Raw genomic sequence first — 19,947 nt, forward strand, 5'->3', positions numbered from 1 at the left:
ATATGGAAAATTAGTTTTCATAGCCCTTATTATTATTAACGCTGTAGTGATATATATAGTGCAAAAGACTATAAATAAAAAATCAACTACTCTAAATCAATTATACGTTTGCAATTTGAAATGACTTCAGAATCGTGTGAAACTAATAAAATGGTTTTACCTTCATGGTTAAGCTGTTTTAGAAGGTTCATTACAATTTTTGTATTTTCAGGATCTAGACTTCCAGTTGGTTCATCAGCCAAAACTAATTTACATTTTTTAAGAATCAATCTGGCAATGGCTATTCGTTGTTGTTCACCGCCAGAACAAGTACAGACTTTCTTGAATAGCATATTTTCATTTAATCCAACTTTATTTAACGCATCTATCATTAGTGGTTTTGCAGTTTTTTTCGATTTCTTTTCTAAGACGATTTTTAAGTTTTCGTATACAGTTAAATCGTCAACAAGTGTATAATTTTGGAAGAGATATCCAATTGTATTTTTAAGGATATTAAGCTTTTGCTTTTTGTTAGAAAAATTTACAGTTTCATCATATATTTTAATGTTGCCCTCTGCTTTTTCTAAAAGACCGATGATGTTTAGTAAAGTCGTTTTTCCGCGTCCGCTATTTCCTTTAATTCCAACGAAATCACCATCTTCAATTTCTAGGTTAAAATTATCTAAAATTACATGTTCGTTATAATTCTTTTTTATATTTTTTAAAACAATAGCTTTCATTTTGTTATTCTCCTTTTAAAATAAGTGTAGTATTTTTAAATGACTTAGTTTGTAGAATTATTAAAAATACGATGGATTCAGGAATTATTAAAAGAATAAAGAAAGGATTGATTCCTAAACTTATAACTACAGTGATAATTCCGTTGGTTAATAAATAGTTACTGATATCTTTTAAGTTACTTTGACCTAGAAAATTTTTGATTGCAAGTTTTTTCTTTATTATTTCATAATAAGATATAACACTTACATAGTTTGCAACAGCAACAGCTATTACTAGCATTATTAAAAACATTATATTACCTAGCAAAGAATATTTAATATTACCAGTAGTTTCATTTAATTCATTGCTTAGAGGTCTTACCTTAATGGATGCTTGTTCAATTTTTAGGTTGGATATTTTTTGGCTTACTAACTTAGCATTTTCTTTTGTCATAAAGATTCTTAGCCCTGTAGCGGGAGAAAAATCAGTTTTTAATGGTGTTATTGATATTAATAAATTATACGAATAACTATCTGGAGATGTATAGTTTACAATCTTTTGATCATTTTTTATACATATGCATTTATAGTCTATCGCTGAATCATAGTTTCTTTTGATAGAGTTTTTGTTACTCCAATACTTTTCAGGAATTAAAATATAATTTTTTGAACTAGATAGATGTAGTTTTTTATTGTTTATATCTTTTATATTTAGTTTTGGTAACAGATTAGCAGATGCCTCAATGCTATGAAGATACAAATCGTTACTATCATTAGCATTAATTATATAATCTTTATCAATATCCTCGTCAGGACAATACTTATATTTATAAATGCCAGATGATATATTTGAAATATAAGCGATCAATTCTTTGTTTACCTTTGAAGAGGTATAATTTGTTATGTTTAATTCATATAAATTTAAGTCCTTTATAGTATTGCTATTATCTAATGCAATATAGAGCTCCTTACTAACATTAAAAACATTAATAATGTTTATGAGTAAAGTTGCAGTTAATAACGTTTTAAATACAAGTAGTATTAGATATACAAGTATATTATTTTTATTATTTTTTACACTAGTTGTTACGTTTAGTAAATTTATATATATCAAACCAGGTAAAGCCATAATTGAATATATAAATAATGTCAGAGAAGAAATAATAAAAACTAATTCGAAATAATAAAAAAGTTGTGATGCATCTTTTAAAATAATATAAATGGAGAATGGAATTATTATCATCAATAGTCCCTTGAATGTAGCTAAAAGCTCTTTTTTATATAGCGCAAAGGAGATTGAAAATGCAGATTTACCATTTATTTTTAAAATAGATATTTCTTTGGTTCGAGAAATGTAATGCATTAGAGTGGCAAAAACCGTAATCAACGACAATACAATGACAAAAATGATATTGGTTTGGAAAAATAAATTATAACCAAGATGGTAATTGTCACTATTATTATAAGATGCATTAATGCCATTAGAACTTAATATGTGCTGTACATTATCTAAATCATTTTTGTTGTTAGGTTCTATAAAATATATATTTGTTTTTTGTTGATTCTCTTTTTTATATTCTGATACGTATACATTTTTGTTAGGTAAAAGAGAATTTTGTTTTCCTAATTTTATTTTAGATGTTGGATTAATTGTTTTTATTTTGATTGTTCTGTCAAACAAATTTGATTTACAAAAATTGCGTATTTGAAAAGTTAAATTGTTTTCTTTAGCAATATCATACATTTTGTTTAGTGGTATCTCTTTATCAGTCATAATCATTAGACATTTATAGTTATTAGTGATTGAGACTTGTTGGCAATTGATGCTAAATATAAAAAATATTGATAATATGCCTATCGATATTCCAACAAATGTTAGTATTTTTATCATAAAGCTGCCTCCTTAAAATGTTATAATTATCATAAAAATTATATATATATATATATAATGTCAAGTAACTAATTGAAATTTTGTCAATCATATCAAATAATATTACAAAAGACGGATAATAGTTGATTTTATTGGAAAAATTTGTATGATTAGCTGATTTATATTTTAAAAAGAATTAAAATATTTTAAAAATACTTGAAAAAGTATTGAATAGGGGTTATTATAAAATCAGGTAAAGGAAGGAGAGGAGAAGAGAGACATGTTAGAAGAATTAAAGGAGAAAGTTTATAAAGCAAATATGCTTTTGCCTAAATATCATTTAGTAACATTTACATGGGGAAATGTGAGTGGAATTGATAGAGAAAAAGGACTAGTTGTTATTAAACCAAGTGGTGTTGACTACGACAAGTTATCGCCAGATGATATGGTTGTGGTTGATCTTTTTGGAAATAAGGTAGAAGGAAGATATAATCCTTCATCAGATACACCTACGCATGTTGTTTTGTATAACCGATTTAAAGATATTGGTGGAATAGTACATACACATTCACCATGGGCTACAAGCTGGGCTCAGGCTGGGCGTGACATTCCTTGCTATGGCACGACACATGCTGATTATATATATGGGGAAGTTCCATGTGTTAGAAATCTAACGAAAAAAGAAATTGACGAGAATTATGAGAAAAATACAGGAATATTAATTGCAGATGAATTCGAAAGAAGAGCAAAGGATTATGAGGCTACTCCGGCAGTGTTATGTAAAAATCATGGACCTTTTACATGGGGGAAAGATGCAAATGAGGCTGTTCACAATGCTGTAGTTTTAGAAGAAGTAGCTAAGATGGCAGCACAAAGTGAGTGGATTAATCCGAATGAGAAGGAAGCACCTAAAGAACTTCAGGATAAGCATTATTACCGTAAGCATGGGGCGAATGCATATTATGGACAAAAAGATCTTAAGGTTACTGTAAATGACACTATTAAAGTGTGATAATTAATAAAGAAAATAATAATTAAATTTAGGAATGGGAGGAAACTTACAATGAAATTTTTTATCGACACAGCGAATGTAGAAGATATCAAAAAAGCAAATGATATGGGGGTAATTAGTGGAGTGACAACTAATCCATCATTAATTGCTAAAGAAGGAAGAGATTTTAATGAAGTAATCAAGGAAATAGCATCAATTGTTGATGGACCTATCAGTGGCGAAGTAAAGGCTACTACAACAGATGCTAAGGGAATGATTGAAGAAGGACGTGAGATTGCTAAAATACATCCAAATATGGTTGTTAAAATTCCAATGACAAGTGAAGGTTTAAAAGCAATTAAAGCATTAACAGCAGAAGGGATAAAAACTAATTGCACATTGATTTTTACAGCTAATCAGGCACTATTAGCAGCAGAAGCAGGCGCAACTTACGTATCACCATTTTTAGGAAGATTAGATGATATTAATACTCCTGGAATTGATTTAATCAGACAAATTTCAGAAATATTTGCCATTTATGATTACAAAACTCAGATAATCGCTGCATCAGTTAGAAATCCTATTCATGTAACTGATTGTGCATTAGCTGGAGCAGATATTGCAACAGTTCCATATAAAGTAATTGATCAAATGACTAAACATCCTTTAACAGATCAGGGAATAGAAAAATTTCAGAAGGATTATATAGCTGTTTTTGGAGAATAGTATAAAAAAATGGATATAGTAATAATTTTATAGTGAATAAATTATATTTATCTGTTAAACTAAGAATGTGGCAATGATTGATTGACAAGAAGGCATATTATGAGTTAGAGTAGAAGTAACTATGCATTAAAACATTTTTGTTAATATTTGTTATAACCTAAAAGTACATAAGGAGAGAAAAAATGACAGATTTAGAACTTCAAAAAATCGCTGTTGAAGTCCGTAAGAGTATTCTTACAGGAGTTCATGCTGCAAAATCTGGACATCCAGGTGGATCATTATCTGCAGCGGACTTATTTACATATCTTTATTTTGAAGAGATGAACATTGATCCTAAAGAACCTAAGAAAGCAGATAGAGATAGATTCGTTCTATCTAAAGGTCACACTGCACCTGGTTTATACGGAGCATTAGCTGAGAGAGGATTTTTCCCAAAAAGTGAGATGGAAACATTAAGACACATTGGGTCTGATTTACAAGGACATCCTGCAATTCAGCACACTCCAGGGCTTGATATGTCAAGTGGATCATTAGGACAGGGGATTTCAGCAGCAGTTGGTATGGCCCTTTCAGCTAAATTATCAAATGATAAATATAGAGTATATACTCTTTTAGGTGATGGAGAAATTCAAGAAGGACAAGTATGGGAAGCTGCTATGCTTGCAGGTTTCCGTAAATTGGATAATCTTTGTGTAATCGTTGATAATAACGGTTTACAGATTGATGGTTCTGTTGATGAAGTATGTTCGCCATATCCAATCGATAAAAAATTTGAAGCTTTTAATTTCCACGTAATTAATGTAGAAGATGGGAATGATTTTTCACAGTTACGTGCTGCATTTAAAGAGGCTAAAGAAGTTAAAGGACAGCCTACAGCAATCGTAATGAAGACTGTAAAAGGTAAAGGTGTTTCATTTATGGAAAACCAGGTTGGCTGGCATGGAAAAGCGCCAAATGATGAACAGTTTGAAATTGCTATGGAAGAATTAAAGAAAGCAGGTGAAGCATTATGTCAGAAGTAAAAAAAATAGCAACTAGAGAAAGTTATGGTAATGCTTTAGTAGAATTAGGTAAAGAGCACGACAACCTAGTTGTCTTAGATGCAGATCTTGCTGCAGCTACTAAAACTGGCATTTTTAAAGATGCTTTTCCTGAAAGACATATAGATTGTGGTATTGCTGAAAGCAATATGGTTGGCGTTGCAGCTGGTATCGCAACAACAGGTAAAGTTCCATTTTGTTCCACTTTTGCAATGTTTGCAGCAGGACGTGCATTTGAACAGGTACGTAACTCTGTAGGCTACCCACATTTAAATGTTAAAATTGGAGCAACACACGCAGGAATTTCTGTAGGTGAAGATGGAGCAACACATCAGTGTAATGAAGATATCGCATTAATGCGTACAATTCCTGGAATGACAATTATTAATCCATCAGATGATGTTGAAGCAAGAGCTGCTGTTAAAGCTGCTTATGAGATGGATGGTCCTGTTTATTTAAGATTTGGACGTTTAGCTGTCCCTGTAATTAATGACAATGCTGATTATAAATTTGAAATTGGTAAAGGAATTGTTTTAAAAGAAGGAACAGATTTAACTATTTTTGCAACAGGATTAGAAGTAAATGAATCACTTCAGGCTGCTGAAATGCTTGAGAAGGATGGTGTTTCTGTAGAAGTTATAAATATCCACACTATTAAACCTTTAGATGTTGATTTGGTTGTTAAATCAGCTAGAAAGACAAAGAAAGTTGTTACAGTAGAAGAACATTCTGTAATCGGAGGTCTTGGTGGAGCTGTAGCTGAAGCTTTAATGGAAAATGAACCAGTTCCAATGAAGAGAATTGGTGTTTATGATACATTTGGAGAGTCAGGTCCAGCAGTTGAATTATTGAAAAAATATCGCTTAGATGCACAAGGCATTTATGAACAGGTTAAAGAGTTTTTAAACAAATAAAAAATAAGTAGAATAGGCCCTAGGTGAGGATATGGATATTGTGAAATCTTGCAATATACATAGTTAGTGCATCTAGGGCTTTTTAATTGTTTGGGGCTTTGTAGTTATTTAAAGTTTATTTAGAATTAAGTTCTGAGGATGTGAGAAAAATGATAAAAACTGTTATTTTTGATATAGATAATACTATTTATAGTTTTAAAGATTGCGATAATATTGCAGCAGATAAGGTCGCAGAGTATTTGAAAAATAAATTTGATATAGATAAGGAAAAAACGAATGTAACTTTAGAAAAATTAAAGAAAGAACAAAAAAATCGAGTAGGATTAGATATTGGCGCAATTCATAGTAGGGTGATTAGATATCAGATGCTTTTGGAAAAATTTAATTTGCCGGTTTTTCCACATACGAGTATTTTGACGAGAATGTACTGGGATACTATGTTAGAAAATATGAAATTAGAGAATAATTTGATTGAAAGTATTGATTTTCTGAGAAAAAACAAAATCAAAGTAGGTATTTGTACTGATATGACGGCTTTGATACAACATGACAAAATTGAACGCTTGGGTCTATCAGAAAAAATTGATTTTATCGTCTCGAGTGAAGAAAGCGGCGCGGAGAAGCCAAGTGAGAAAATACTTGATTTAGTTATAAAAAAAGCAAAATCATGTCCAAATGAATGTCTATTTATTGGAGATTCTATCAAAAAAGATGTAAAAGGACCAATGGATTATGGAATGTATGCGCTATGGTATAGCAAATATACTCGCGAAAAAGAAATAAATTCCACATATTTTAAAGAAAATCAACTTGAAATTGTGGATTATACTTCGTTGATTCCAAAAGATTGTGGAATAGTAGAAAGTGCGATAAATATTAAGGAAATTTTAAAAAACAGTAAGCTAATTTGCAAAAACATAGAAAGCGACAACATGAAAAATAATAAAGAAAATAATGGTGCCTCAAAAATATTTGAAATAGATAGATTTTAAGAAAGAAACATATTTTATTACAAAAAATAAAACGTATCAAAAATACAGCAGAGTTATCCGATGTAGGCTAACATCTGCTGTATTAAGCTTGAGTATTTAGTTAAAATTTAAAATTGATTTATTTTCCAGGAATATAATGACTAATTGTTGAAGCCATTTGAGAAATTGGCATACTCTGTAACCAAACACGTCCAGGACCTGTGATTACAGTGTTGAAGATACCTTCTCCGCCGAATAACATATTTTTAACGCCTGGAACAGATTGAATGTCCATTGTACAAGTGCTGTCCATTGCAGCAAGGTATCCAGTGTCGATAATGATTTGTTGTCCAGGTTGAAGATTATATTCTTTGATATAACCATCAAATTCAACAAATGCAGTACCATTTCCTGAGAGTCTTTGCATGATAAAGCCTTCTCCACCGAAAAATCCGCTTCCTAATTTACGTTGGAAAGCAATAGAGAATTCAACACCTTCTGTAGAAGCTAAAAAGGCACTCTTTTGACATATTAAATCATTTCCTGGTGTGATTTCAAATGCTCTAATTGAGCCAGGAAAACTTGATGCAAATGCGATAAAACCATTTCCGCCCATTGCAGTATAACGATTGACAAACATTGCTTCGCCGGAAAAAGCTCGACCTAACATTTTTCCAAGTCCACCACCTAATGTTTCCATTTTCATATTTGGTGACATCCATGACATGGCACCTTTTTCTGTAATCATAGCTTCCCCTGGCGCTAGTGAAACAGAAACAACTGGTAATGGTTCACCCTCGATTTGATAATTCATAATTCGTCCTCCATATTTTCATAGTTTTTTATATTTAATTTTTATAAATAAGCTATATAGAAATTTTATCATATAAAAATATGGAATAAAAGAAAAAAGACAAAAAAAGAGAGTCCTAAGGACTCTCTAAGGGGAGTATTATGAAAAAAATTACTAGCTACAGTAATTAAACAGTAACTGTTGCTCAACTATGTATATAATATAACGTACTAATGTGTCTATAATGTGTTTAATTTTTGAAAGAAGTATTAAAATATGTATATATTTTGTTTATAATTCGATTTCTTTGTTCACAATTAGATCTTTTTTTATATAATTAACCAAAAAGTCTGAATTAAATGCATCTGGTGTGAAGAGATCAATTGCTTTTAAATCTAAACCATTGTGGTATGAACAAAATAGAGCATATTTAATTCTAAAATCAGCAGCTATACGAATCTCGTCAAGAACTTCTTCTTTTGTTTCGACTCCCCAAAAGTCCAAGCAATCTTCAGTTGTCAATTCATCAAAAGATATACCTTCGGTTTCTTCGATAGAAGTAATAGTTTCATCTAGCTCTGCCTGGTATGCAGCTTCTTTTTCTTTGTCATCTAAAAACCATTCAGTTTGTTCCATTACAATTTCAAGAATCTTGTTAGCGACATCTTCTATGTATGAATCGATTTCAGAGGCAAAAAAAGCCTTTGCAACGATTTCTTCGTTTAAATCCTTTCGGATATTAAGTGCTTCGTTAATATAGTCTCTAGAACAAAACAAAACTATTTCTTTTTCAAAGGGTACTAATTGATAATTATATAAATTTTTAAAATATGATTTCATATGCTTCATCCTTTTCTATGTGTAATAAAATATTATAGTCTATATATCGTTGAACGTAAGTTGAAACAACTTATGACACTATAATTATATTAAAAAAAGAAAACTTTATCAATTAAAATATATGTTCTCTTAGTTATGGTTTAAACGTATTATAACTCTCACAAAAGGGCAAAAAAATTCAAAAATCATTCAAAAACAATCAAAACAGGGTCAAATTTGACAATCAAAAATACTACCTTGAAGATAAAAAAAACCATGATATTATATACGTGTTGAAGCGATAGATTAGTAAACGAATTATATATTTTCCCCCCCCGTAATTCGTTTGACTATATATTGTAAACCATTTCCTTAAATTCCTTTATTAATTATATTACCTTATGTTCTGTTAGGAATCAGAACGATGCACCAGAAATGCTAATGCATTTGTGGTGTTTTTTTTATGCATTAAACGAAGCAAATTTTAGAAAAAAGAAACTTGTAATAGAAATATAACATTGATAAAAAGAAATAAGCCACCAATTACGGTGGCTTATTTAATACATGGAGAAAATTCCATGAAAAAATTATGAAAAGGAAAACAGAGAAAAATGTGTTAATAAAAAATATTATTTAATAACTACAAAACTCTGTGGTTCTAGAGTAATGCCTTCGTTGTTTAGGGTGCCATTCCCAATGGAATAAATGATTTTTGATCCTGTTTTAACATTAGCAGTTACTGTTTTAGCTGAAGGGTTGATTGCTATATATAGTTCTCCGCGTTTATAAATGAAAGGTAATTCGCTTTCTTTAGCGTATATTACTTCAAAGTCTCCATCAGCATTTAAGTCTGTGTATTCATGTCTTAAATTTATAATGTTTCTAACTGTATTAAGAAGAGAGTTTGGATCTTTTTCTTGGGCTTCAACTGTAGGAGCATCAGAAGATGAATCTACAGGAAGGTAAATATCTTCTTCGTGAGCATCTGAAAAACCAAGATTTTTATTTCTATTCCACTGCATAGGAGTACGGCTTCCGGTTCTGCCGTATCCACCTTCTTTGGTTGGAATATCTAGATATCTCATACCAATTTCATCACCATAATAAAGGAATGGCACACCTGGCATGGTGAAAATAAAAGCATATGCTAGTTTTAATTCATCGTAATCAAGAGTTCTTCTTGCACGAGGAGTATCGTGGTTACAAGTAACGATACTTACATAGCCCCCTTTTTCTTTTGATTCTTTATACATAGGCAAATAATCATTCAAGAATCGCATGATATCACCATTACCATCTTTTTTAAAGAAGCTTCTGTCGCTAGTGACGTCCACTTTTTTGTTGTTGACACCACTTGTATTAGCATTTGATTTAGCATTGCTGTAATCACGCATAAGAGTGCTATATCCTGTTCCAGGGTTATTCAAAAGAAAATCCATATGGAAGCCGGCACCAATCGACTGTGGTGGATTTGCCCATTCTGAAACAAGGGCTGCATCAGGATAATCTTTTTCTAGCATTTTTCGAACATCTTTCCATATTGCGCATGTACCTGTACGATTCTCATCTTCCCCTTTAACGAGATAGTTTGCCATATCAACTCTAAAGCCATCGCATCCGCGATCTAACCAAAAACGCATTACATCTTTTAATGCTTCTTTTGTTTTTTGGCAAGCAGGGTCTTTATAAGACATCTGCCAAGGTTCAGTTGGATTAAAGAATCCGTAATTAAGTGCAGGTTGGCATTTGTAAAAATTTAACATATAAATTCCATCACGTTCGCTTTCTCCAGCAACGTAAGGATAGTTTTCAATTCTAAAAGTATGATCGGCCCATACATAACGGTCAGAATATTCGTTACGTTCTTGTTTTTGACTAGCCTTAAACCAAGCGTGTTCTTCAGAAGTATGACCAGGAATAAGATCTAATAAAACGTGTATACCTCTTTTGTGGGCTTCTCCAAATAAGCGATATAAATCTGCGTTTGTTCCGTATCTAGGTGCTACTTTTTTATAGTCTCTTACGTCATATCCAGCATCTTTGAAAGGTGAATCATAGCATGGATTAATCCAAAGAGCATTGCATCCTAGAGATTTAATGTAATCAAGTTTTTCGACTATTCCATCGAGATCTCCGATACCATCCCCGTTAGTATCATTAAAAGACTGTGGATATATTTCATAAAAAACCGCATCTTGTAACCATTTTGGCATAATTAAATTCCTCCATTAAATATAAGTGTTTTAAAAGTGTAATAATTTTTGTAAAGAAGAACAATAAAACATTATTTTTCGAAAAAAAACGAAAAGGTTCTTCTATACAAAGTATAACACATTTGTGAAAAAAATAAATAGTGAAATATAAAAAAGAATAGAAATGATAATGAAATAAAAAAGGAAATATAAAAAAGAATAAAATTAGAATAATGTTTTTGGGTATAAAAAAAGCACATCCTCTGATGTGCTATAGCAGTTCGTACGGGAATCGAACCCGTGATTCCGCCTTGAGAGGGCGGCGTCTTAACCGCTTGACCAACGAACCGTTTATTATAATATCACAGTAAATAAAAAAAATCAATAGATTTTTTTGAAAAACATGAAAAAATTATTGATAACTTTTTGAAAGTTCTACGTAAAAATTAGCATTTCTTTGGTTAGATTCAATTTCTTCTGGTGTAAGCTCTCTTTTTATTCTGCAAGGATTTCCAAAAGCCATTGTGTTGTCTGGAATTATTGTGTTTTGAGTTATAAGAGAACCGGCTCCGATTATGCAGTTGTTACCGATTTTGGCTCCGTTTAGGATGATTGCTCCCATACCAATTAAACTGTTGTCGCCAATAGAACAGCCGTGTATAATTGCTCCGTGACCAATTGTAACATTATGACCAATTGTAACAGGAAAACCTTTGTCACAGTGAATCACGGCATTATCCTGTATGTTTGTGCAGGACCTAATGTAGATAGAGTCTTCATCACCACGAAGTGTTGCATTAAACCAAACGCTACAATCTTTTTCTAGTGTTACATCTTGTCTTACAATACATCCATCGGCAAGAAAGCACGAATTATCAATATTTGGGGTGTTTTTTTGCATCATAGTAGTTCTCCTTTGTGAATAGAATTTATATAGTTTTGTTTTTTGATATTTAATTAAAGATTTATTTTTAAACCTTTAAACACTGTTTAATTATAACGCAAAAAAGAAATTATTCATAATTTTATTTAATCCGTTGACAATAACATCTGAAAAAGTATAATTATGGTAAATGAAACTTGTAATAGGTTTACAAAAAAATTTAGAAAATGAGGTATAAAAAATGATTAATCCAGCATCACTAATGAAAGTAATGGGAATGCGCAATAAATTTATAAATAATCATCCAAAAGTGGCTGAGTTTTTTAGAAGAGTTGTAGTTAACGGAATGCCAGAAGGAACAATTATTGAGGTTACAGTAACAAAACCTGGGGAAGATCCTATAACTACAAACATGAAGGTTCTTGCTTCAGATTTAGAAATTATGAATGAATTGAAAAATTTAAAATAGTTAAGTAATAAAAAGTATAATAAAAAGACGATAGTGATAAATAATGTTTTATTTGCCGTTATCGTCTTTTTTATTTAAATTTCACCTTTGTACCCAAGGTATATCTTAATATGGGATTTTATCGAAAATAGAAATTATTTGTTTTGGCAATATGATGAATTTGCTTTTTGTGCATAAGAATCATTATGTGTATTTGTCAAATTAGGTGCATGAGTAGCAATTACTAATAATAAAGTGATTGAAACCAATGCTTTTACTGAGTTAATAATTAGTTTTTTCTTTTTTGGGGTAATGTTTTTCATTTTCTTCTCCTCTTTTGTGTTTGATTAATAAAGTGTATAGTTTAGTAATAAGTTGTCTACAAAATAGCTTGATTTAATTTTTTAAAAAATATAAATTACATAATATATAGTTTAAAGTCGTATCTATAAATAGTAAAAAATTAAATAAAATTAGGGATTTAAAAAGCTATTTTCTTTACAGCCAAATTAGATTATAATCATTTTCGATTCTGTTGTAAAGAGCATTTTTGTGAAAAGTGTACAAAAAACTTAATGTTCTCTAAAAAATACAAAAGAAAACTGTTTTTGAACAAAAACGAATTGTTTCCTAAAAAGTTTCGTAGAAAAAAATGGTATTAAAAATAAAAAAAAGAGCAAAAATTATAGAAAATGTTGTATTTCCAACAATAAAAAGTAATAGTGAAATTCATATAAATAAAAAAAATTGCCACTGAGCCCGAAGTGTCATGGACAAAAATGGAAACGGGATTGTCGAAATGTTAAAAAATGTTAAAAGTTAGTCTATACAAATAGTAGAAAATATCAAAAATGATAATAAAAGATGGATTTTATTTGGGTAATTTGCTATAATATAACCATACCTGATAAATAATGAAACAAGGAGGGAGTAGTTGTTAATAGGTAGGTATACAAAAATTGAATTATCAGGGCGTATAAAATAGTTATAAAAGTTGATCACGGTGAGGCTTTGGACTATTAATAAGGAGTATTGAGTATAGTTAATGAATGAATATTTGATACCTTAAGTGCTGGGGAGCGCGATAAGGAAGAGAATATGGGAATTGGAATGTATATATAGGAATAAAGGAATGGAAAAACAGTATATGGTATATACAAAAAGGTAATTAAAGTTTGAGATATATGTTTGGGGAAGCGTATATCGAAGACAGGTTTTACAAAAAGAGAAGAGCTATTTTGGTTGGGGGACTAAGAGAGCGTAAAAGAAGAAGTGTCGATGATTATGCGAGAGTCATTGGCACTTCTTTTTTGTGTATTTATATGTATTTAGTTTTTAATAGATTTCTCTAATTTAACGAATTGATTTTTTCTTAGTATTTCGATGAATGTGGCTAGTCGTTCATATAGAGGTTCAACGGATTCGCCATATTCTTTTTTTATTTCTTTTCCGATTTCGTATATGGTCTTTTTACCATCTACTTTTAGCCATACAAAGCTTCCAAATTTATCAAGGTCAACATTTGTTACTTTTGGTTTTTTGAAAAATCTTTGAGCAAATTTATCGGACAAATTTTTTCTTTCAATATAGATTGTAACTAGTTCATTTGAGTCTTTTTCTTTTTTATCCCATTTGTATTTTGGATTGTGAGATGGGATGTAATCAACATAGTTGAAAGATGATTTGTGCTTTTTGAACATTTTATGTCCCCTTTCGTGGATAAAACAAATCCCTATCTAATTTATGAGCACAAACTAGATAGGGATGATTTATTTAGTTATTGATAAACAAACATTAGTTGTTTTTATGTTTTCTATAGCAGAAGCGAAGTAATGATAATGTTAATAGTAAGAATGTTACTAAACCAAGAATATCGCTTGCTAAAATGTTAGAAAGACCTTTTAATGCTGCATTGCTTGAACCAGCTAATCGTGGTTGAACAGCAATAAATTCAGCAAGGTTAGTATAGTTCTTAACTGGAATAATCTGGAATATTGCAAGGATGATACCGATTAAACCTTCACCTGCAATTAAACCAGAAGAGTAAAGAATACCATTTGTAACTATTGTTTCTTTATCTTCTGAATTTTTCTTTTCTGCACGTTTTTCTACAAAGTATCTAACAAGTCCACCAAGAAGGATTGGTGTTGATGTAGTAATTGGTAAATATAAACCAATAGCAATTGGTAAAACAGGAAGTTGTAATACTTCAAATACGATTGCAATGGCAACACCAGCGAAAACTAATGTCCAAGGAAGGTTGTTACTCATAACACCTTCTACCACTACTTTCATTAAGCCAGCCTGTGGAGCAGGAAGTTCTTTGGAACCAAATCCCCAAGCTTTATCTAAAAGATATAATACACCAGTGATTGTTAAACCAGATGCAATTACACCAATAAATTCACCAATTTGCTGAGTTTTTGGAGTTGCACCTACAAGATAACCAGTTTTTAAATCTTGTGATGTATCGCCTGCGATAGCAGCAATGATACATACAACAGTACCAATCATGATAGCAGCAACCATTCCAGTAACACCGGCATTTCCAGTTTCTTTTAAAGCGAATGAAGAAATAAGTAAAGTTGCAATTGCCATACCAGATACTGGGTTGTTTGAGCTTCCTACTAATCCAACCATTCTTGAAGAAACAGTTGCAAAGAAGAAACCAAAAATTAGAATTAATAATAATGTTGGAATGTTAAATGGTAATCCAGGAGTTAATAATAAAACTGCACAGATTACAACTATTGAAATTCCAATAAATCTAACAGATAAGTCTTTGCTTGTTCTGAGTGATTTATCTGTAGATGATTTATCTTTTAATGATGCGATATTATCAACGAATGTACGGATAATAAGTGGAGTAGATTTAGCAAGTGAAATAATACCACCGGCAGCTACTGCACCAGCACCAATGTATTTAATGTAGCTTTTCCAAAGAGTAAATGAATCACATTTGCTGATTGGAATAGAACCAGGAGCGATGACTGCGTTACCACCAAATAAAGAAATAAGTGGCATAATAACGAACCATGCCAAAACACCACCGGCAAACATAAATGATGCAATTCTAAGACCACAAATGTAACCTACACCTAATAAAGCTGGTAGAAGGTCGCCGCCGATTGCTGCACCTTTATATTTTTTGAGTTCAAAATTAATTGATCCTGGCCAAAGGTGAAGACCTTCAGAGAAGAATTTATATACTGAAGCAAGTCCTAAACCTGAGAAAACAATTGATGCGGCAGAGCCACCTGTTTCACCAGCGATAAGAACTTCGGCACATGCTGTTCCTTCTGGATAAGGGATAGTTTCATGTTCTTTTACGATAAGTGCTGTACGTAATGGAATCATGAATAAAATACCTAATAAACCACCTGCAATTGATACTACTGCGATAGCAAGGAAAGAAATGTGAGCTCCCTTTCCTTCTTTAATCCACATAAATATTGCAGGTAAAGTAAAGATTGCACCAGCAGCAAGGGATTCACCGGCTGATCCGATTGTTTGTACTAAGTTATTTTCGAGAATTGAGTCACGTCTTAAAATAACGCGAATAATTCCCATTGAGATTACTGCAGCAGGGATAGATGCGGATACTGTCATACCTACTTTTAATCCAAGGTAAGCATTAGCAGCACCGAATACAACTGCAAGGATTATGCCAAGAAGAATTGAAGTAAACGTCATTTCAGGGATAACTTGATCAGATGAAATGAATGGTTTGAATTCATTGGCATTTGAATTTGCTTTTTTCATTTTTTTCTCCTTTATAGTTATGATTGGTTTTATAGTTATGTGCATCGGATTAAACAAATGTATTAATTAGTCGATACTTTATATATTATTCGTCTAGCAAAGACATTTGTTTTTTGCACAGATAACAATTATAGCATAGAATGAATAAAAATAAAAGATTATTCATAGTGTATACATTGTTTATACAATTGAAAAATGACCAAAATTGTATTGTAAAACTTATTCGTTTAGTGTACTATAACACATGAAGTAATTAACAAACGCAATAGGTGCCTAGTTTTTATTAGGTGAAAAGGGAAATAGGTGTAAGTCCTATACGAACTCGTCACTGTAAATAGATATTTTTTACGAAGCCACTGAGCAATTGGGAAGGTGTAAAAAGCAAATCTATAAGTCAGGAGACCTGCCTATTGTTATACAAAAGCGAAATGCTTAAACCACGAGTAATTGGTTGTATAATAAAATTATAAGTTTGTTAAATAATTTTATAACTTGATCAATACGTGGCATTAGGTAATTTCAAGGAAAGAAAAGGAGATTATAAAATGTCAAAAAAAATTCTAAAAAAACTAGTAGTTGCATGTTGTGTGTCAGTTATGACTGCTTCTATATTAGGGGGATGCGGTAAAACTGTTTCCGAGGATAAGAAAGCAACTTCTAGCGAGTCAAAAAAAGAGCAAAAATCTGCAATCTTAGTTGTAAGTTTTGGTACAAGCTATAATGATAGTAGAAATATCACTATTGGTGGTATCGAATCTGCAATTAGAGAAGCTCATCCAGGTTGTGACGTTCGAAGAGCATTTACATCTCAAATAATTATCGACAAGTTAAAAAAGAGAGATGGAATTGAAATTGATAATGTTAAACAGGCACTTCAAAGAGCTCAAAAAGATGGTGTAACAGATTTAACAATTGTTCCTACTCATTTAATGTCAGGATTTGAATACTCAGATGTAAAAAAAGATGTTAAAAAATATGGAAAAGGTATTAAAAGCGTAGTTGTAGGTGAGCCACTTTTATCAAAGGATGAGGATTATACAAAACTTGCTAATATTTTGAGTGAAAAATATAAAAAATATGATGATGGCGAAACCGCTATTTGTTTTATGGGACATGGTACAGAAGCAAAATCAAATGAAACTTATGCAAAATTCCAAAATGTCTTTACAAGTTTAGGTAAGGAAAACTTCTTCGTTGGAACTGTTGAAGCTAAACCATCTGTTGATGATTTGATTGCAAAAATCAAGGCAAATCCAAAGTACAAAAAAGTTGTTATTATGCCACTTATGGTTGTAGCTGGAGATCATGCTAATAATGATATGGCAGGAGATGAGCCAGATTCATGGAAATCAAAATTTACAGCTCAAGGCTATGAAGTTACATGTGTTTTAGAAGGCTTAGGACAGGATTACAACGTACAACAGATGTATGTAAATAAAATTAAATAGAATAAGATAAAGTATCAATGTTTGCAGGAGTAATAACAATGAATAAATTAAAAAAATTTACAATCTCATTAATAATGGGAGCTATGTTTTTGGCATCAGCTGTACCAACTTACGCATCAGCAAATAATCAGGTTGCAACGCAAAGTGAAAGAATAAAGCAAAGTGATGTAGAAGAAAAGGGTATGTACTCTATCAAAGCTTCAGATGTAGTTGAAGGAAAATATGATGTCAAAGTAGAGTCTAGTTCTTCAATGTTTAGAGTCGTTAAGGCAAAATTATCTGTAAAACCAGAAGGTATGACTGCGGTCATTACACTTGGTGGAAAAGGATATGAAAAGCTATATATGGGAACAGGCGAAGAAGCTGTAACTAAAGGCGAGGATGCCTATTCTAAATATGTCGAGGATGCTAAGGGAGCTTACACATATGAAGTTAAAGTTGATGCTTTAGATCAAAGTTTAGAATGCACTGGATTTAGTAAGAGAAAACAAAAATGGTATGATCATCAGATTTTGTTTAGAGCAGATTCATTACCAGCTGGTGCGATTAAGGCATCTGCTTCTAAAGCACGTCATAAATCAAACGTTGCTCCAATAGATTTAAAAAATGGTAAGTATTTAATGAAAGTTTCATTAAAAGGTGGTTCAGGAAGAGCTAAAATTACTTCACCAGCAGAAGTTGTAGTAAAAAATAAAAAAGCAACAGCAAAAATTCAGTGGAGTAGTAAACACTATGATTATATGATTGTGAATGGTAAAAAATATACTCCTGTAAATAAAAAAGGTAATTCAGTTTTTGAAATACCGGTTTTAGTTTTGGATAAAGAAATGATAGTAATTGGTGATACTACAGCAATGAGCAAACCTCATGAAATCGAGTATCGTATGACATTTGACAAAAAAAGTGCTAAATTTGCAAATGAAAAAGAGCAAATTGGTCATAACAAAGCTACTAATATAGCCGTAGTTGCCATTATTGGAGCATGTGTAGCTGTATTAGGTGGTATTTTAGTATGGAAAAAGAAAAATGAGAAAAAATAATTATCTAACAGAAAAAATAAAATTAGCAACAGTAATAAGCATACTTTTTAGTATGCTTTTTGCTGTTATGGGATGCTCTAATACTTATCATAATGATAATATGGGGATAAAAAAAGAAGTAAAAAAGGAAGAAAACTTAAATAAGATTCCAAATTTGACAGGGTTAAAAAAAGATAAATTAATGGAATCAGAAAAGATAAAATATGCTAGTGGCTTTAGAATATATTATTATGAAAACAAAAAATACAAAATGATTAAGACAGTTAATGGAAGAGATTATTTAATTGTTCCAAAAACAGATTATATGAAGTATATGGAGTATAAAACAAAAAGCTCAAAGAACAGTCTTAGTAAATCAGATTTGAGTATATATAAGGCTTGGAAAAATTATACTGTTATAAATCAGGAGAGCCACAATATTTACCTAGTCGCCTCATCGGTAATGTCCCTGTTTAAGTCAATAGATGCTCTTGATGTTATAAGATTTAGTGGAACAAATACAGATGGATGGTATATAGATGAAGCTAAAGAAGCAATGAAATCAGGAAAAATAGAATATGCTGGAAAGTATTCACAGCCAGATTATGAAAGTCTTGTTGAGAATGAATGCGATTTATCAATACAGTCGACAATGATTTTACACACTCCAAAGGTAAAAGAAAAACTAGAGAAGCTAAATATTCCGGTTTTAATAGATGAATCAAGTTATGAAAGTAATCCATTAGGCAGACTTGAATGGATAAAAATTTATGGCGAACTAACAAATAAAAGGGATAAGGCAGATGATTTTTTTAAAGAAAAAATAAAGATAGTAAATAATATAAAACGTCAGGTTGTGGACTCTGAAAAGAGTATTGAAAAAAGTGGAGCACAAAATAAAATACATAATAAAAAAAATAACAAAGTTGCTTATTTTTTTATAAATTCTACAGGGAAAGTTGTAGTGAGAAAGAGTGATGATTATATACCGAATATGATAAAATTGGGTGGAGGAGATTATATTTTTAAAGGTTTAAAAAATTCAAATCCAGAGAATAAAAGTGGTTCAGTAACTATCTCTATGGAAGAATTTTATTCGAAGGCTAAAGATTGTGATTATCTGATTTATAATTCAACAATTGATTCGCCAATAAAAAGCATTGATGATTTGATACAAAAGAATAATCTGTTTAAGAAATTTAAGGCAGTAAAAAATGGTCATGTTTTTAATACTGATAAATATATGTATCAGGCGAGTGACTGTGTAGCAGAATTTATTGTGGATATAAATATGATATTAAAATCGGATTATAAAAATTTAGTCTTCATTAAACATATTGAATAGATGCAAAATATTATGGATGAAATGAAAA

Annotated in this window: 18 protein-coding genes, 1 tRNA gene and 1 riboswitch; of the genes, 9 read left to right on the top strand and 10 right to left on the bottom strand. The window is 31.0% G+C overall.

Annotated features, from left to right (window positions below; all coding sequences use genetic code 11):
• Positions 1 to 86: 86 nt before the first annotated feature.
• Together BLV79_RS02465 and BLV79_RS02470 are read right to left on the bottom strand one after the other, a co-directional pair.
• The gene (locus BLV79_RS02465) at positions 87 to 719 is read right to left on the bottom strand and encodes an ATP-binding cassette domain-containing protein (RefSeq protein WP_074715886.1); all 633 of its coding nucleotides are present in this window, start codon (positions 717 to 719) and stop codon (positions 87 to 89) included.
• Positions 720 to 723: 4 nt separating this feature from the next.
• Complete coding sequence (locus BLV79_RS02470; RefSeq protein WP_074715888.1) at positions 724 to 2,589, bottom strand: hypothetical protein; 1,866 nt, start codon at positions 2,587 to 2,589, stop codon at positions 724 to 726.
• Positions 2,590 to 2,848: 259 nt separating this feature from the next.
• Here BLV79_RS02470 and BLV79_RS02475 point away from each other — a divergent pair, with 259 nt between their 5' ends.
• The 5 genes from BLV79_RS02475 to BLV79_RS02495 all read left to right on the top strand — a co-directional run bounded on the left by BLV79_RS02475 (position 2,849) and on the right by BLV79_RS02495 (position 7,231).
• Positions 2,849 to 3,580: an L-ribulose-5-phosphate 4-epimerase gene (locus BLV79_RS02475; RefSeq protein ID WP_074715890.1), complete on the top strand. Its 732-nt coding sequence runs from the start codon at positions 2,849 to 2,851 to the stop codon at positions 3,578 to 3,580.
• Positions 3,581 to 3,631: 51 nt separating this feature from the next.
• Entirely contained in the window at positions 3,632 to 4,285 is a 654-nt protein-coding gene (gene fsa, locus BLV79_RS02480; protein ID WP_074715891.1) for a fructose-6-phosphate aldolase, read from the top strand.
• Positions 4,286 to 4,467: 182 nt separating this feature from the next.
• Positions 4,468 to 5,307, top strand: a complete 840-nt coding sequence (locus BLV79_RS02485; RefSeq protein WP_074715892.1) for a transketolase — start codon at positions 4,468 to 4,470, stop codon at positions 5,305 to 5,307.
• Complete coding sequence (locus BLV79_RS02490) at positions 5,295 to 6,239, top strand: transketolase family protein (RefSeq protein WP_074715894.1); 945 nt, start codon at positions 5,295 to 5,297, stop codon at positions 6,237 to 6,239. Before BLV79_RS02485 ends, BLV79_RS02490 begins: the two co-directional genes overlap by 13 nt.
• A gap of 149 nt (positions 6,240 to 6,388) precedes the next feature.
• Positions 6,389 to 7,231, top strand: coding sequence for an HAD family hydrolase (locus BLV79_RS02495; protein ID WP_074715896.1), 843 nt, complete (start codon positions 6,389 to 6,391; stop codon positions 7,229 to 7,231).
• A 118-nt stretch (positions 7,232 to 7,349) separates the two neighbouring features.
• Here the strand turns inward: BLV79_RS02495 and BLV79_RS02500 are convergent, their stop codons facing one another.
• From BLV79_RS02500 to BLV79_RS02520, 5 genes are all read right to left on the bottom strand, one after another.
• Positions 7,350 to 8,024 carry a TIGR00266 family protein gene (locus tag BLV79_RS02500; protein ID WP_074715898.1) on the bottom strand — a complete coding sequence of 225 codons (675 nt, stop codon included), beginning with the start codon at positions 8,022 to 8,024 and terminating at the stop codon, positions 7,350 to 7,352.
• Positions 8,025 to 8,294: 270 nt separating this feature from the next.
• Complete coding sequence (locus tag BLV79_RS02505) at positions 8,295 to 8,843, bottom strand: hypothetical protein (protein WP_074715900.1); 549 nt, start codon at positions 8,841 to 8,843, stop codon at positions 8,295 to 8,297.
• Between the two features lie 608 nt (positions 8,844 to 9,451).
• On the bottom strand, positions 9,452 to 11,035 hold the full coding sequence (locus tag BLV79_RS02510) for an alpha-amylase family glycosyl hydrolase (protein ID WP_074715901.1): 1,584 nt from the start codon (positions 11,033 to 11,035) through the stop codon (positions 9,452 to 9,454).
• Positions 11,036 to 11,291: 256 nt separating this feature from the next.
• Positions 11,292 to 11,363, bottom strand: a tRNA-Glu gene (locus tag BLV79_RS02515).
• A 63-nt stretch (positions 11,364 to 11,426) separates the two neighbouring features.
• Entirely contained in the window at positions 11,427 to 11,918 is a 492-nt protein-coding gene (locus BLV79_RS02520) for a gamma carbonic anhydrase family protein (protein WP_200795864.1), read from the bottom strand.
• Positions 11,919 to 12,138: 220 nt separating this feature from the next.
• Here BLV79_RS02520 and BLV79_RS02525 point away from each other — a divergent pair, with 220 nt between their 5' ends.
• On the top strand, positions 12,139 to 12,366 hold the full coding sequence (locus BLV79_RS02525) for a hypothetical protein (RefSeq protein WP_173334934.1): 228 nt from the start codon (positions 12,139 to 12,141) through the stop codon (positions 12,364 to 12,366).
• A gap of 134 nt (positions 12,367 to 12,500) precedes the next feature.
• Here the strand turns inward: BLV79_RS02525 and BLV79_RS12700 are convergent, their stop codons facing one another.
• From BLV79_RS12700 to BLV79_RS02535, 3 genes are all read right to left on the bottom strand, one after another.
• Positions 12,501 to 12,668 (bottom strand): hypothetical protein, encoded by a 168-nt coding sequence (locus tag BLV79_RS12700; protein ID WP_159429317.1) that lies wholly within the window; start codon positions 12,666 to 12,668, stop codon positions 12,501 to 12,503.
• Between the two features lie 1,005 nt (positions 12,669 to 13,673).
• Complete coding sequence (locus tag BLV79_RS02530) at positions 13,674 to 14,045, bottom strand: PqqD family protein (protein WP_074715903.1); 372 nt, start codon at positions 14,043 to 14,045, stop codon at positions 13,674 to 13,676.
• 94 nt (positions 14,046 to 14,139) lie between these two features.
• Positions 14,140 to 16,107, bottom strand: coding sequence for an OPT family oligopeptide transporter (locus BLV79_RS02535; protein WP_074715905.1), 1,968 nt, complete (start codon positions 16,105 to 16,107; stop codon positions 14,140 to 14,142).
• 250 nt (positions 16,108 to 16,357) lie between these two features.
• Positions 16,358 to 16,532, top strand: a riboswitch (cobalamin riboswitch).
• A 120-nt stretch (positions 16,533 to 16,652) separates the two neighbouring features.
• Here BLV79_RS02535 and BLV79_RS02540 point away from each other — a divergent pair.
• From BLV79_RS02540 to BLV79_RS02550, 3 genes are read left to right on the top strand one after another with little or no spacing between them, the layout of a single operon-like run.
• Positions 16,653 to 17,555 (top strand): sirohydrochlorin cobaltochelatase, encoded by a 903-nt coding sequence (locus BLV79_RS02540; RefSeq protein ID WP_074715907.1) that lies wholly within the window; start codon positions 16,653 to 16,655, stop codon positions 17,553 to 17,555.
• A 38-nt stretch (positions 17,556 to 17,593) separates the two neighbouring features.
• Positions 17,594 to 18,595: a hypothetical protein gene (locus tag BLV79_RS02545; protein ID WP_074715909.1), complete on the top strand. Its 1,002-nt coding sequence runs from the start codon at positions 17,594 to 17,596 to the stop codon at positions 18,593 to 18,595.
• Positions 18,582 to 19,919 carry an ABC transporter substrate-binding protein gene (locus tag BLV79_RS02550; RefSeq protein ID WP_074715911.1) on the top strand — a complete coding sequence of 446 codons (1,338 nt, stop codon included), beginning with the start codon at positions 18,582 to 18,584 and terminating at the stop codon, positions 19,917 to 19,919. The genes BLV79_RS02545 and BLV79_RS02550 overlap by 14 nt, the downstream gene beginning before the upstream one ends.
• Positions 19,920 to 19,947: the final 28 nt, after the last annotated feature.

Source organism: Lachnobacterium bovis DSM 14045 (assembly GCF_900107245.1).
In the GTDB taxonomy this organism is placed as follows: domain Bacteria; phylum Bacillota; class Clostridia; order Lachnospirales; family Lachnospiraceae; genus Roseburia; species Roseburia bovis.